The organism is Nonomuraea corallina, assembly GCF_027620315.1.
Classification (GTDB): Bacteria; Actinomycetota; Actinomycetes; order Streptosporangiales; family Streptosporangiaceae; genus Nonomuraea; species Nonomuraea corallina.
In genome coordinates this window covers 21055-35200 of sequence record NZ_JAPNNL010000032.1, presented here as the reverse complement: position 1 = coordinate 35200, position 14146 = coordinate 21055, and the positions used below count along the sequence as shown (strand labels likewise).

Genomic DNA, 14146 nt, shown 5'->3' with positions numbered 1-14146 from the left:
TCTTCTACCGTGCGCCATCACGCATTGATAGGTCCAACAGAAGTATTCGTACCGACCCATAGATACGATGGATGAATGCTGGATGTCACCCGGCTCCGCGTCCTGCTCGCCGTCGCCCGCACCGGCTCCCTCACCGCGGCCGCCCGCGAGCTCCACTACGCGCAGCCGTCCGTCAGCCACCACCTGGCCCGGCTGGAGGCCGAGACCGGCGCCAAGCTGATCCAGCGGGCGGGGCGCGGCATCCGGCTGACCGAGGCGGGCAAGCTGCTGGCCGAGCGGGCGAGCGACATCGTCGGCCGGCTCGACGCGGCCGCCGAGGAGCTGGCCGCGCACGTCGGGCTGCAGTCGGGCCGGGTGCGGCTCTCGGCCTTCCCCTCGGCGCTCGGCACGTTCGTCCCCGAGGCGGCGGCCCTGCTCCGCAGGGCGCACCCCCGGCTGCGGCTCGAACTCACCGAGACCGAACCGCCCGAGGCGCTCCGGCTGCTCCGCGCCGGGCGGACGGACGTCGCGGTCATGTTCCGGTACGACGACACGGCGCCGGAGGACCCCGGCCTCCAGATGATCCACCTGTGGGACGACCCGAGCTACCTGATCACCACAGGCGACGCCCGCGCCCCGGCCGACCCCCCTCCGGAGGTCGAGGAGGCCGACCTCGCCGCGTACACCGAAGCGTCGTGGATCGCGGGATGCGACCGGTGCCGGAGCCACCTGCTCGACATGTGCGACAAGGCCGGGTTCGAGCCGCGCATCTCCTTCACCAGCGACGACATCGTCGCCGTGCAGGCGCTGGTCGCGGCCGGGATCGGCATCACCGTCCTGCCGGGGCTGGCGCTGCGCGCGCACCGCCATCCCGCCGTGACCGCGCGCCGCATCCCCGGCTCCACCCGGCACGTGTACGCCGCCGTCTACGGCCGCCCGCCCCACCCTCCCGCCACCGAGGCGCTGCTCGGCGCCCTGCGGGAAAGCCTTTGACGGCCCCTCCTACGATGGGCGTATGCCGGATCCGACCACGCTCGCCCTCTTCTCCGCGGCGACCCTGGCGATCCTCCTGGTGCCGGGGCCGGCGGTGGCCTTCATCGTCACGCGCAGCGTCGCCCAGGGCAGGACCGCGGGACTGGTCTCGGTGCTCGGCGTGCACGCCGGGTCGGCGGTCCACGTGGTCGCCGCCACCCTGGGCATCAGCGCCGTCCTCGCCGCCTCGGCGACCGCCTTCACGATCGTCAAGTACGCCGGCGTCGCCTACCTCGTCTGGCTCGGGCTCCGCAGACTGCTGGCCCGGCCGGCCGCCGAGGACGCGGCCGAGCCGCCGGTGCGGTCGAAGCGGCGGACGTTCTGGGAGGGGGCCGTGGTCAACGTGCTCAACCCCAAGACGGCGATCTTCTTCCTGGCGTTCCTGCCGCACTTCACCGACCCCGCGGCCGGGCCGATCGCGCCGCAGATGCTGGTGCTCGGCCTCGTCTGGATCACGCTCGGGATCGCCTCCGACGGGGCGTACGCGCTGCTGTCGTCGGCGCTGGCCACCCGCGTGCGCCGCACGGCGCGGGCCCGGCGGCGGATCGACGTCGGCAGCGGGCTGGTCTACCTGGGGCTGGCGGCCTGGCTCACCGCGCAGAAGGCCTGACAAGCCCGGAAATTTCGTGGCCGGGGTGGGATAGTGAGCTGGTGGCGGAATTCTTCCTGAGGCCGGGCGCCGGTCAGGGCATTCCAGGACCCGGCGACTAGGCGGCGGCCATGGACGGGCCACCACGCGATTCCCCCTGCGGACGGATCGCCTCCGAGCACGTCGTCGAGGTCCGCTCGGGACCTGACGGTCTCGCCGAGGTGACGGGCACCGGGTACGTGGTCGCCCCCGGCCTCGTGCTGACCTCGGCCCACCTGGTCGATCCCGGCGTTCCCTGTCACGTACGCGGAGGCGGGTCGCGGGCGGCGGCCGAACCGGTGTGGCGCGGCCACGGCTCCCTGGCCGCGGCCCTGCTCCGCGTCTCCGCCCCGGACTCCCGTACGAGCCCCGGCCCGCCTGCCCCGTGGGCCGGCCCCATTGGGCCGGTCCGGTGGGGACGGGTGACCGGCGACGCGGTCCGGTGCGCCGCGCACGGCGCGGGAACCCCGACCGAGACCGTGACGGCCGGGACCGTGGCGGTGAGAGCTGTGGTGAGTGGCGGGGGTGGGGTGGGGTCCGTTCGTCCGGTGGTGGAGTTGAGCGGCTCGCCGCCCGGCTCGCTCGCGGGCGCGGCGCTGCTGGCGGAGCCCACGGGGCACCTCGTCGGCGTGCTCGTCTCCTGGGACGGGGACGGGCACGCGGACGTCGTGCCGGCCGGGGCGCTCTGGCTGGACGACGGCTTCCGCTCCTGGCTGGAGGACACGGCGGCGCCGGTGGAGGACGTGTCCGGGAGCGAGCGGGTCGTGCTGCTGCCCGGCCTGCTGGAGCCCGCCGCGGTGGAGCCGCCGCAAGGGTGCCCGGACTGGTCGTTGCCCGCCGCCCGGCACGCGGTGGTGCCGTTCGTCGGCAGGAAAGCGGAGCTGGCGGCACTGCGCACGTGGGCCGCCGGACCGGAGCCGCTGTCGGTCGCGCTGATCACCGGGCCGGGCGGCTCGGGGAAGAGCAGGCTGGCGGTGGAGCTCTGCCGGGACCTGTCCGCCGCCGGGTGGGACGCCGGCGTCGTGCCGGCGCCCTCCCTCATGGGGCCGCTCTCGGATCCGGCGGCCCGGCTGGACGCGCTCCGGCCCACCCTGCTGGTGCTCGACTTCCCGGAGCCGTCGGCGGCGCTCGCCGCCGAACTGGCCCGCCGCCTGGCAGGCCATCGGCACAACCCGCGCGTCCGCCTGCTGCTGGTGGCCCGCGCCTCCGCTGGAGTCGCCCCGCCCTCGGCCGGCTGGTGGCGCCGGCTGGACACCGCCGCCGGCGGCCGTCTCAAACGGCTCGTACACACCACGATCCGGCTGGAGGACCACCCGCTGACCCTGCCGGAACGCGCCGAGCACGCCGCCGCCGCCATCCGCGCCTACGCCACCAGGCCCGCCCCCGGCCGGCCCGCCGGCACGGGGGACGCGCTCGACCGGATCCGCCCCTTTCCGCTCGACGACCCCCTGTACGCGGTCCCGCTGCGGGTCCATCTGGCGGCCCTCATGCGGGTACGCGGCCACGCGATCGGGCCGGGCGACGAACTCGTCCACCGCTTCCTCACCCGGGAACGGGAGCGCTGGTCCACCTCACCGGACGCGCCGGACGCCGAGGTGGCCGGAATCGCGGTGGCCTTGGCCGTGCTGACCGCCCCATCGCCCGGGGAACTGCGCGTGCTGCTGTCGGTCGTACCGGGAATGGACGACAAGCGCACGGCCGGGATCGCCACGTGGGCGACCGGTCTGTTCGAGACCTCCGGCGAACAGGCCGGGCGGCCCCACGGCACGTGGACGCCGTCCCCTGCCGACGTGCCCGGCGGGGCGTCCGGGGCGTGGGCGGCTTCTCCGGTGGACGTGCCCGACCTGGTGGTGGGGCAACTGCTTGAGGAGACGGCGGGGCTGGAGGCGCTGGTCCTCGCCGTACACGATCATCCGGGGCGGACGGCGGCGCATCTGGCGCGGATGCTGGACGTGCTGCGGCTGGGTGCGGATCAGCGGCGGGTACGAGCCGCGCTGCGGTCCCTGGTCGTGCACCGGCTGAACCGGATGCTCGCCGAGGCCGCCTCGGGGCCGGGTGAACAGTTGCTCGACCGGATCGACGCGGCGCTGCGGCTCCTGCGCAGCGAGCCGGAGGTGGCGCGGGCGGTGGCGGCGCTGCCGCCTTGGCAGGCGGCCCACCCCTGGGTACGGCCGCTCAAGGTGACACTCGCCGAGATGCGGGTGGAACGGCTGCGCGACGGGAAGCGGGCCGACCTGGCCACGGCCCTCACCACGTCGTCGGCGTGGCTGGCGGCGGTGGGGAGGCTGCCTGAGGCGGTCGCGGCGGCGGGCAAGGCGGCCGAGCTGTTCGCCGCCGCTCCCCCGTACGAGCAGGCGGAGAACCACGCGGAGGCGCTGTTCAACCAGGCGGCCTGCCTGCTGCTGTCCGGGGTGCCGGAGCAGGCGGTGAGGCCGGCGAGGGAGGCGGTGGCGCGGTTCGGGATCCTGGCGGAGGAGGACCCCCGGTACGGGCCGCACGCCGAACGGGCCCGGTACAACCTGGCGTGCGCGCTGGCCGGGACGGGGCGGCTGCGGGAGGCGGTGGCCGGGTTCCGGTCGGCGGGCGGAGACCAGCAGACGGTCGACGACCTGGAAACGGTCCTCGGTGTACTGCCCGGCCCATCCCCGTCCGCATCCCCGTCCGCATCCCTGTCCGCATCTCCGTCCGCATCTCCGTCCCGGTCCGCGGGCTTTCCCGCTGCGACGGACTGGTCCGCGGGTTTCGCCTCTGGGCTCCTCTCGGGCGTCGGCGGGGCGCTGGGGCCGCTGGACGAACGGGACGCAAGGCGGTTGCCGAGGCTGGGGGCCAGGTTGGCGGTCTACCTGGTCGGGGCCGTGCGCGGCGTGGCGGTCACGGACCAGGAAGTGTGCCGGCGGTTGTACCGGCTCGGGGCGCGACTGGAGCGGCAGGGATGGGGAGAAGCCGCTGCGGTCGTCGCCGAGGAGGCGGTCGTGCGGCTGCGCGGGATCGCGGCGGAGGAGCCGGGACTGCGTACGGTGCTGGCCGCCGCGGCCGGGCTGGTGTCGCGGGTGCGTGGGGAGCGGGCGGAGCTGGAGGCCGCGATGGAAGCCGCCGGCGAGGCGGTGGAGAACCTGCGGGCGCTGGTGGTCCTGGAACCCGGACGGCACCGGCGGGAGCTGGCGGAACGGTTGCGGGAACTGGGCGAGTACCTGCTGGCCCGCCGCAGGCCCGGGGCGGCGCTGGACGTACTGCGGGAGTCCGTGTGGGTGGCGGACGGGCTCAGTGAAGGCCCCGCCGAAAGGGCCGGTGAGGGCCCCGGTGAAGGGGCCAACGAAAGGACCGGCGAAAGGGCCGGTGAAGGGGCCGGTCGCCTGGTCGTCGAGTGCCGGCGGTCCCTCGGGGCGTGTCTGGTGGAGCTGGGGCGGGCCGCCGACGGGTTGGCTCAGTTCGAGACGGCGGCCGGGCTGCTCGGAGGGGCGGGCGAGCAGGACGCTCGGCTGCTCCGGGACCTCGCTGGATGGATCCGCCGAGCGAAGACGCCGCCGGGAAGGACCGGGTCGTACGGCGGGCCGGTGTCGGCGACCGGGGTGGCGGGCGAGCGCGGATGGGAGGCGTCGCGGCCTGGGGTCGAGCTGCGGTCACCGGGCGGGGAGCGGTTCGCGCGGGGTGACGTCGGAGGCGCGCTGGAAGCGGTCGACGAGGCGATGGGCGCGTTGCCGGAGGAGACGACGCCGCACGAGCGGCTGCTCGTCGGGACGCCGTTCCTGGTCAGGGCGCTGGAGGTCAGGCCGTTGCCGCGCCAGGACGTGCTGCGGACCCTGCTGGACGATCTGGCCGGCCATCTCGACGGTCCCGTGGGCGAGCCGGCCCTGCTGGGGCCGCTGGCCGCGTTCGCTGACGTGTTCACGCGGGAGGTGCCGGTCAGTGCCGCGCCTGGGTTACACGCGGCGTTGGGCGAGTGCCTGGAACGGTACGCGGTGCTCACGGGCGAGGCGGCGGCTGCCGAGGCGGCGGTGCGGGTGTTCCAGGGGCTGGCGACCGCCCACGGGGAGTACCGGGAGCGGCTCGGCGTCGCGTTCGCCGTCCTCGCCCGGATCGAGCACGAACTGGCCCGCCCGGTGCCCGCCACCCTGGAGCGGGCCGCCGACCTGCTGACCGGCTCCCCGGAGCAGGCGACGTTGGCCGGGACGCTGACGCTCTACGGCGACACGCTGCTGGCCGCGCGCCGCCCGGTGGAGGCACTGACCCACCTGGAACGGGCCGCCGACCTGTGCGACGAGCTGGACGAACCGGCCGTCGCCGCCGCCGCGTACGCCGGGCTGGCCGCGGCGCTGGCCGCGCTGGACCGGCCGCGGGCCGCGCTGGAGGCGGTCGCCTGGTCGATGGCCGAGCAGGAGCGGATGCCGGCCGCGCAGGAGGCCGTCGCCTGGCCGCCCGCCGGGCAGAAGCGGATGCCGGCCGCGCAGGAGCGGATGGCGACCGGGCGGGAGCGGATGCCAGCCGGGCGGGCGGCGGCGCGGGCCAGGGCGGACGAGGTGCGCGGGCGGGTGCTGCGTCGCATGGGCAGGAGACGGGAGGCGCTCGCCCATCTGGTCGAGGCGGTCGACCGGCATCGGGCGCTCCCCCGTACTCCCGCGCGGCGGCTGGCGGCGGCCGAGGTGGCGGTGGTGATCGTGGACGACCTGTTGGCGGACGGCCGGGCCGAGGAGGCGGTCGAGTACGCCGTGCTGGCCGTCGACGGGTACGCGGCGGCTCCGTCCGCTCGGCTCAAGCACGCGCTGGCCAAGCAGCGGCTGGTCCGCTGCCACCTGATGCGGGGCGCGCTGGGCGAGGCGGCTCCGCTGGTCGAGGAGCTGATCGTGGACGCCAGGCGGGCGAGCCGCGATCTGACGTACCGGGCGGTGCTCGCGGACTCGCTGGCGCAGAGCGCGGAGCTGCTCACCGTGCTGCGGCTCGACGACGGGCCGCGCGCGGAGGCGCGGGCGCGGGAGTCGGTCAGGCTGTACGACGAGCTGATCGCGGCGGGGATGGCCGCGCAGGGCGTCCATGCGGGCCGGGCGGGCGCGAATCTGTCGCTGGCGGCGGCGCTGGGGGGCAGGAGCGGTACGGGGATCAGGTGGCGCCGCTGCGTGAGGCGGTGGCGGCGCTGGAGCGGTACGCGCCGGGTGATCCGGTGCTGGCCGGCCATCTGGCCAGGGCCATGCTCATGCTGGGCGAGGCGCTGATGGCGACGGGCCGGGCTCCGGAGGCGAGCGCGGTGCTGCACCGCGGCACGCGGGTGATCAGGGACGGCCACCTGAGCGCGCTGGCGCACTACCGGCTCGGCCTGTGTGAGCTGCGGCTGGGCCGCGACGAAGCCGCCGACGCGGCCCTGCGCACGGCAGACGGCACGCTGCGCGAGCTGCTCGGCGAACGCGACAGCGGACACGATCGCGGACACGACCGCGGACACGAACCCGGATACGACCGCGGATACGACCGCGGACACGACCGCGGACACGAACCCGGATACGACAGCGGATATGACAGCGAGCGCGACACAGGATACGACACCGGACACGGCGGCCGACGTCACGGCGAGCGTGATGGCGGGCATGAGAGCGGGCGGGGTGGTGAGGACGACGAGGAACTCGTGGAGATGCACCGTGACGTGCTCCGTGCGCGGCTGGCGCTGAACGAGCGCGCCGGCCGGGCGGGCGAGGTCGCGTCAGTCCAGCACGACCTCGTCCACCTGCGCTGGTTCCAGCTCCGCTGACCCGGGCTCAGCGGCTCACGGCGGTCTCCCGTTCCATGCGTGACAGCTTCTCGGGGTTGCGCACGGCGTAGAGCCCGGTGATGAGGCCGTCTTCGACGCGCATCGTCATGACGGTCTCGATGACGCCGCCGGCCTCGACGATCAGCGCAGGCTGGCCGTTGACCTGTGCCTGCCGCAGCGACGCGGCAGGGCCGATCTTTCTCAGCACCTGGATCACCTGGTCCGCGCCGACGACGGGGGCCGGTGCGGCCTTCCTGAGTCCGCCGCCGTCCGCCAGCAGGACGACGTCCGGCGCGAGGACGTCGAGCAGGCGCTGCAGATCGCCCGTCTCGATCGCCTTCTGGAACGCCGTGAGCGCGCCGCGGGCCTCGTCCGGGGAGACGCCCCCTCGGGGCCGGCGTGCGGCGACGTGGGCCCGTGACCGGTGGGCGATCTGGCGGACCGCGGCCGGGCTCTTGCCGACGGCTTCGGCGATCTCGTCATAGGCCAGATCGAACACCTCGCGCAGCACGAAGACCGCCCGCTCGGTCGGGGTGAGCGTCTCCAGCACCAGGAGCATCGCCGTCGAGACGCTGTCGGCCAGCTCGACGTCCTCAGCCACGTCCGGAGCGGTCAGCAGCGGCTCGGGCAGCCACGGGCCGACGTAGGACTCCCTGCGGCGGCCGAGCGTGCGCAGCCGTTTCAGCGCCTGCCGGGTGGTGATCCGGACCAGGTAGGCGCGCTGATCGCGCACGGCGCCGAGGTCGACGCCCGCCCACCGCAGCCAGGTCTCCTGGAGGAGGTCCTCGGCGTCGGCGGCCGAGCTCAGGATCTCGTAGGCGACCGTGAAGAGGAGGTTGCGGTGGGTGAGGAACGTCTCGGTGGCGTCCGTAACGTGGGCGTGGGCGGGTGATCCGGTGGTGTCCTTCGGTTGCTCGCCGCGTTCGCTCATCGCCGGTTTCCCGCCTGCTCGTGTCCGTGACGTGCATACGATCCCGGCCGCCGCCGCCGTGTGACATCTGCCGTCTGTGATGTATGTCACACTGACGGGCTGTCACGGGGACCGGCCGACCGGGATCTCTTGCCTGTCAGGATGCCGGGGCGACACCAGGAGCGTCGGCGTCGGCGGGCTGACGCTGGCCGGCGGCATCGGCTGGAAGGTCAGGAAGCACGGCCTGGCGCTGGACAACGTGGTCGCCGCGGAGGTGGTCACCGCCGGCGGGGAGGTCGTGCGGGCCGACGCGAGGGAGCACCCGGAGCTGTTCTGGGCGATGCGGGGCGGCGGCGGGAACTTCGGGATCGTGACCGCCTTCGAGTTCGCCGCGCACCCGACGACGGACGTCCACTTCGGCAGGATCGCCTTCCCCGCCTCGGAGGCGGCCACCGTGCTCCGGGGCTGGGCGGACCACCTCCGCACCGCACCGGAGGAACTCACGTCCGCCGCGGAGGTCGCCAACCCGTTCGCGGGCGGGCCCGCCGCGCCCGTCGAGATCGTCGTCGCCTTCGACGGCGCGGACCCGGAGCTCGCCGCCGGCGCGATCGACCCGATCCGCCGGCTCGGCACGGTCATCTCCGACGACGTCGCCCCGATGCCCTACGCGGCCACACTCGTGGACGGCGTCACCCCGCCGCCGGGCGTCCGGCTGGTCACCCGGAGCGCGTTCACCGAACGGACGTCGGTACCCGCCGTCCTCGGAATCCTCGCCGAGGCCGGGACGTCGGACGGCGCGCCCTTCATCTGGATCCGCGGCGTCGGCGGCGCCGTGTCCCGGGTGCCCGCCGACGCCACCGCCTACGCCCATCGCCAGGCGGAGTTGATGGTCGCGACCGTCGTCGTGGGTCCGCAGCCGGTCGTCGAGGCAGCCGGCCCCGCCCTGGACGCGATCTGGGCGAGACTCGCGCCGCACGTCGACGGCGCCTACGCCGGCTTCCTCTCTTCCGCCGCCGAGGAGGACGTCGCCGCGATCTATCCCGCGCGGACCCGGGAGCGGCTCGCCGCGGTCAAGCGCCGGTACGACCCCGGCAACCTGTTCGCCCGCAACCACAACATCCGGCCCCGATAGCGTCACCGCTCCTGGGCGGCCAGTACGGTGTCCCTGGCCCAGCGGTAGTCGGCCTTGCCGGCGGGTGAGCGTTGGACGCGGTCCACGAACGCGTACGAGCGGGGCACCTTGTATCCCGACAACTGCTCCCGGCAGTGGGCGTCGAGCTGGTCGCCGGTGACGGCCAGGCCGGGGCGCGGCTCGACCACGGCGGCCACCCGGCTGCCCCACCGCTCGTCGGACACCCCGGTGACGACCGCGTCGAACACGGCCGGGTGCCCCTTGAGCACCGCCTCCACCTCCTCGGGGAACACCTTCTCGCCGCCGGTGTTGATGCACTGGGAGCCGCGTCCGTACACGGTGATCGTGCCGTCCTCCTCGACGGTGGCGAGGTCGCCGGTGAGCAGCCAGCGGGTGCCGTTCTCGGTGGTGACGAAGGTGCGGGCGGTCTTGTCGGGGTCGTTGTAGTAGCCGAAGGCGATGCGGCCGGCCTTGGCGACGGTGCCGAGGTCGCCGGAGCCGGGACGGACGGGGTGCAGCTGCTCGTCGAGCACGACCAGCCGGGTGTGCGGGGTGGGCCGGTAGCGCAGGCCGGTCTCGGGCCTGGCCCCGTCGACCCCGTCGGCCGTGTACCCGGCCTCGGTGGAGCCGAAGCTGTCGCGGATCAGCACCTGGGGCAGGAGTTCCTGGAGCCGGTCGCGTACGGTGCCGCTGAGGATGGCGCCGGTCGAGCTGAGCACGAACAGGGACGACACGTCGTAGGAGCCGTTCTCCAGCGCCTCGGCGAGCGGCCTGGCCATGGCGTCGCCGGTGATGTTGAGGCTGAGCACCCGCTCCCGCTCGACGGCCCGCCACACCTCGTCGGCGTCGAACGCGCGGACGTACACCATGGTCGCGCCCAGCCAGAAGGCGATGAAGGTGCCCATCTGGGCGGCGCCGTGCATGAGGGGCGCGGCGGCCATCATCGTCAGCGGGCCGGCCTGGACGGCCTCGTCGATGACCTCCTGCGGGGTGGCGCGCGGGTCGCCGGTCGGGTTGCCGCCGCCGAAGGCCATGAACAGGTCCTCGACGTGCCACATGGCGCCCTTGGGCATGCCGGTGGTGCCGCCGGTGTAGATGATGTAGAGGTCCTGGCCGGAGCGCGGCCCGAACCCGCGGCCGGGGTCGCCGTCCCCCAGGGCCTGCTCGTACGGGATCGCGCCGGGGATGCCCGGCTGCCCGTTGACGGTGATGAGGTGGCGTAGCTCGGGCGCCTGCCCGGCGACGGCGGCCACCCGGGGCTCGAACTCGGCGTCGTACAGCAGCGCCCGGATGTCGGAGTCGCGGTAGAGGTAGAGCAGTTCGGCCGCCACGTACCGGTAGTTGACGTTGACCGGGACGGCGCGGAGCTTGAGCGCGGCCAGCAGGCCGGCGACGTACTCGACGCCGTTGTACAGGTGGATGCCCACGTGGTCGCCCGGCCCGATGCCGCAGGAGCGCAGGTGGTGAGCGAGCCGGTTGGCCTCGGCGTCCAGTTCGGCGTAGGTGCGGCGGTCGGCGCCGCAGACCACCGCGGTCCTGTCCCCGATCGCGTCCGCCAGTCCCTCGAACAAGTCAGCGTGGTTGAACTCCATCTAGGGCTTCTCCCGTCCGACGATCCACATGGCGAAGAACTGCGCTCCTCCCCCGTACGCGTGACCGAGGGCCAGGCGTGCCCCGTCCACCTGGTGGTCGCCCGCCGCGCCGCGCACCTGGAGTGCGGCCTCGGCGAACCTGATCAGCCCTGACGCCCCGATGGGGTTGCTGGACAGCACCCCGCCGGAGGGGTTCCACGGGATGTCCCCGTCGAGGGCGGTGGCGCCGGACTCGGTGACCTTCCAGCCTTCGCCCTCGGCGGCGAAGCCGAGGTTCTCCAGCCACATCGGCTCGTACCAGGAGAACGGCACGTACACCTCGGCCACGTCGAGCCGGCGGCGCGGGTCGGTGACGCCGGCCTGCCGGTAGACGTCGGCGGCGCAGTCCTTGCCGGCCTGCGGACTCACGGTGTCGCGGCCCGCGCGGAAGATCGGCTCGGAGCGCATGGCGGCGCCGTGCACCCAGGCGGGGGTCCCGGTGGCGGCCCGCTCGGAGGACAGCACGATCGCGCAGGCGCCGTCGCTGGACGGGCAGGTCTCCAGGTAGCGGATGGGTTCCCAGAGCATGGGCGTGGACTCGACCATCGCCCGGTCGATGCCGGGGATGCGCAGGTGGGCGTAGGGGTTCTTGAGCGCGTTGAGCCGGTCCTTGACGGCGACGAGCACGCCGATGTGGCCGGGGGCGCCGCTCCTGCGCATGTACTCCCTGATGTGCGGGGCGAAGTAGCCGCCGGCGCCGACGACCAGCGACGAGCTGAACGGCAGGTGGGTGGACAGGGCCCAGGTGGCGTTGGACTCCGACTGTTTCTCGAAGGCGACGACCAGCACCCTTTCGTGCACGCCCGACTGGATCAGGCCGGCGCCGACGAGGGCGGTGGAGCCGCCGACGCTGCCCGCGGTGTGCACGCGCATCATCGGCTTGCCGGCGGCGCCGAGGGCGTCGGCGAGGTACGCCTCGGGCATCATGACGCCTTCGAACAGGTCGGGGGCCTTGCCGATGACGACCGCGTCGATGTCCTGGAACGTGAGCCCGGCGTCCTCCAGGGCCCGCAGCGCCGCCTCGCGCACCAGCCCGGCGATCGACACGTCCCTGCGCTTGGTCGTGTAGTGCGTCTGCCCGACGCCGATCACGGCGCAGCGCTCGGCCATTCATGCCTCCAGGACGGTGACGAGGTTGTGCTGCAGGCAGGGGCCGCTCGTCGCGTGGCCGACGGTGCGGCGGGCAGCGCCGTCGTGGATGCGGCGGGCGGCCTCCCCGATGCGGATCAGGCCGGTGGCCATGACGGGGTTGGCGGCCAGCGGGCCGCCGGACGGGTTGATCACCGTGCTGTCCGGCAGGTCCAGCGCCCGGCGCAGGATCGGCTCCTCGTGGGTGAACTGGGCGTGCAGCTCGGCCACCTCGACCGGGCCCTTGCCGACCCCGGCCGCGCGTGCGGCGTCGGCGGTCGACGGCGACCGGGCGAGGTCACGCAGGCCGAGGTAGTGCGGCTCGATGCGGTGCGCGATGCCGGCGATCCAGGCGGGGTTGGCGCACAGTTCGCGGGCCCGGTCGCCGGCGGCCAGCACCACGGCCGCCGCCCCGTCGGTGAGGGGCGCGACGTCCGACTCCTTGAGCGGCTCGACCGGGGAGCCACCGGGCAGGTCGTCCGGCAGGTCCAGCGCGTAGGGGTTGCGCCTGCCGTCGGCGCGGCTGCGGCGCGCGATCGCGTCCAGCTCGTCCCGGCCGGCGCCCAGCGCGGCCGCCTGCAGCGCCGCGTACGAGAGCTGGTCCAGGCCCAACGGCGCCAGATAGTACGGGTCGAGCTGTAACGTCATGATCGCCCGCAGGTCGCCCTGGGAGGACTTGCCGAACCCGTACACCAGCGCGGTGTCCACGTCGCCGTGCTGGAGCCGCACCCACGCCTCGTACAGGGCCCAGGCCCCGTCCATCTCCACGTGGCTCTCCGAGATCGGCGGCCACGCGCCGATCGCGTCCAGCGCGGAGACGAACGAGAACGGCGCCCCCGCCAGGTAGTCGCAGCTGCCGGAGCAGGTGAAGCCGAACCGGCTCAGCCCGGTCCGCGCCTTCACCTCCTCGATGACGGGCAGGATCAGCTCGGGCTCGGACAGGCCGGTGTCATGGCCGGTGTGCCGCGTCTGCGCGAAGGCGACGATCGCCACCTCTCTCATCTGGCCCCCTGTCTCATGTCGCCACCAGGCTCATGTCGCCACCAGTCTCATGTCGCCACCCGGCTCATTCACAGCTCCACATCGAGTTCGCCGGTGGGCGCGAACCACCGGATGTTCGCCATGGACGCGGTCCGCTCGCTCTCGGGCACCCACTCGGCCCGGACCCGCATGCCCTGCCGCACCTCGTGCGCGGGGATCCCGCCGACGAGCGCGATCAGGGGCACGTCGGCGCCGTCGAGGAGCACGTACGCGGAGACGAAGGGCACCTCGGGGGCCCGCGGGTCGGGCAGGTTGTTGATCGCGAAGGTGGTGACGGTCCCGGTGTCGGGCAGCTCGACCCGCTCGCCGATCGCGACCCCGCACTGCGGGCAGGACAGCCGGTACGGGACGTACACCTTGCCGCAGCTCGCGCACCGCCCGCCGATGAAGACGCCGCGCCTGATCCCCTCCAGGAACACCCCGAGCGCGCCGCCCGCCCTGAGCGTGTACGGCACGCGGACCGGCGAGACGATTCTGGTGACCTCGGGGGCGAAGCAGGACAGGTCGGTGATGTGGCCGCGGCGTTCGCCCCGCCATACCGGCCACACGCGGGTGCCGGGCCGGACCGCCTTGGGGTTGCCCGCGTCCACGGCGTGCACGAGCGCGGTGTCGGCGCCGTCCAGTTGGATCAGGGCCCAGGCGAAGGGGCGGTCCAGCGGGTGCTCCGGCCGCGGCTCGGCCACCCAGGCGCAGGCGGTTACGGTCCCGGCCGGGCCGACCTCGACGTACTCGCCGGTCACCGGGTCGCCGGTGGCGGGGTCGTACTCCAGCGGGGGGACGAGCACCCGCCCGCCGGCGGTGCGCGTCCCCACGATCCGCCCGGCGCGCAGCTCGGTGAGGAACCGGCCGATCACCGGCCCGGTCGATCGGGTGTAGCCGCCGGGGAACTCCAGCACGTGCTCCGCGGTCAGCGGATCGGACATGCACC

Annotated in this window: 10 protein-coding genes; 5 read left to right on the top strand and 5 right to left on the bottom strand. The window is 74.3% G+C overall.

What is annotated here, in order from left to right; genetic code table 11:
* Nucleotides 1-75 precede the first annotated feature (75 nt).
* From OUY22_RS11185 to OUY22_RS11170, 4 genes are all read left to right on the top strand, one after another.
* Nucleotides 76-972, top strand: coding sequence for a LysR family transcriptional regulator (locus OUY22_RS11185; RefSeq protein ID WP_270154791.1), 897 nt, complete (start codon nucleotides 76-78; stop codon nucleotides 970-972).
* Between the two features lie 22 nt (nucleotides 973-994).
* On the top strand, nucleotides 995-1621 hold the full coding sequence (locus OUY22_RS11180; protein ID WP_270154790.1) for a LysE family translocator: 627 nt from the start codon (nucleotides 995-997) through the stop codon (nucleotides 1619-1621).
* Between the two features lie 110 nt (nucleotides 1622-1731).
* Entirely contained in the window at nucleotides 1732-6846 is a 5115-nt protein-coding gene (locus OUY22_RS11175) for a serine protease family protein (protein ID WP_270154789.1), read from the top strand.
* Nucleotides 6738-7376 carry a tetratricopeptide repeat protein gene (locus OUY22_RS11170; RefSeq protein WP_270154788.1) on the top strand — a complete coding sequence of 213 codons (639 nt, stop codon included), beginning with the start codon at nucleotides 6738-6740 and terminating at the stop codon, nucleotides 7374-7376. Before OUY22_RS11175 ends, OUY22_RS11170 begins: the two co-directional genes overlap by 109 nt.
* Before the next feature lie 7 nt (nucleotides 7377-7383).
* Here OUY22_RS11170 and OUY22_RS11165 read toward each other — a convergent pair whose 3' ends face one another.
* Nucleotides 7384-8307 carry an RNA polymerase sigma-70 factor gene (locus OUY22_RS11165; protein ID WP_270154787.1) on the bottom strand — a complete coding sequence of 308 codons (924 nt, stop codon included), beginning with the start codon at nucleotides 8305-8307 and terminating at the stop codon, nucleotides 7384-7386.
* 79 nt (nucleotides 8308-8386) lie between these two features.
* Between OUY22_RS11165 and OUY22_RS11160 the strand changes: the two genes are divergently transcribed.
* Nucleotides 8387-9418, top strand: a complete 1032-nt coding sequence (locus OUY22_RS11160; protein ID WP_270154786.1) for an FAD-binding oxidoreductase — start codon at nucleotides 8387-8389, stop codon at nucleotides 9416-9418.
* Between the two features lie 2 nt (nucleotides 9419-9420).
* Here OUY22_RS11160 and OUY22_RS11155 read toward each other — a convergent pair whose 3' ends face one another.
* The 4 genes from OUY22_RS11155 to OUY22_RS11140 form a co-directional block, all read right to left on the bottom strand.
* Nucleotides 9421-11010 (bottom strand): acyl-CoA synthetase, encoded by a 1590-nt coding sequence (locus tag OUY22_RS11155; RefSeq protein ID WP_270154785.1) that lies wholly within the window; start codon nucleotides 11008-11010, stop codon nucleotides 9421-9423.
* Nucleotides 11011-12159: a thiolase domain-containing protein gene (locus OUY22_RS11150; RefSeq protein WP_270154784.1), complete on the bottom strand. Its 1149-nt coding sequence runs from the start codon at nucleotides 12157-12159 to the stop codon at nucleotides 11011-11013.
* Nucleotides 12160-13179, bottom strand: a complete 1020-nt coding sequence (locus tag OUY22_RS11145) for a thiolase domain-containing protein (protein WP_270154783.1) — start codon at nucleotides 13177-13179, stop codon at nucleotides 12160-12162.
* A gap of 68 nt (nucleotides 13180-13247) precedes the next feature.
* Nucleotides 13248-14141: a Zn-ribbon domain-containing OB-fold protein gene (locus OUY22_RS11140; RefSeq protein WP_270154782.1), complete on the bottom strand. Its 894-nt coding sequence runs from the start codon at nucleotides 14139-14141 to the stop codon at nucleotides 13248-13250.
* Nucleotides 14142-14146: the final 5 nt, after the last annotated feature.

Bases quoted from the DNA above. Each gene is read 5' to 3' on its own strand.
- OUY22_RS11185 (WP_270154791.1), top strand. From the start codon at position 76: ATGCTGGATGTCACCCGGCTCCGCGTCCTGCTCGCCGTCGCCCGCACC.
- OUY22_RS11180 (WP_270154790.1), top strand. From the start codon at position 995: ATGCCGGATCCGACCACGCTCGCCCTCTTCTCCGCGGCGACCCTGGCG.
- OUY22_RS11175 (WP_270154789.1), top strand. From the start codon at position 1,732: ATGGACGGGCCACCACGCGATTCCCCCTGCGGACGGATCGCCTCCGAG.
- OUY22_RS11165 (WP_270154787.1), bottom strand. From the start codon at position 8,307: ATGAGCGAACGCGGCGAGCAACCGAAGGACACCACCGGATCACCCGCC.
- OUY22_RS11160 (WP_270154786.1), top strand. From the start codon at position 8,387: ATGTATGTCACACTGACGGGCTGTCACGGGGACCGGCCGACCGGGATC.
- OUY22_RS11155 (WP_270154785.1), bottom strand. From the start codon at position 11,010: ATGGAGTTCAACCACGCTGACTTGTTCGAGGGACTGGCGGACGCGATC.
- OUY22_RS11150 (WP_270154784.1), bottom strand. From the start codon at position 12,159: ATGGCCGAGCGCTGCGCCGTGATCGGCGTCGGGCAGACGCACTACACG.
- OUY22_RS11145 (WP_270154783.1), bottom strand. From the start codon at position 13,179: ATGAGAGAGGTGGCGATCGTCGCCTTCGCGCAGACGCGGCACACCGGC.
- OUY22_RS11140 (WP_270154782.1), bottom strand. From the start codon at position 14,141: ATGTCCGATCCGCTGACCGCGGAGCACGTGCTGGAGTTCCCCGGCGGC.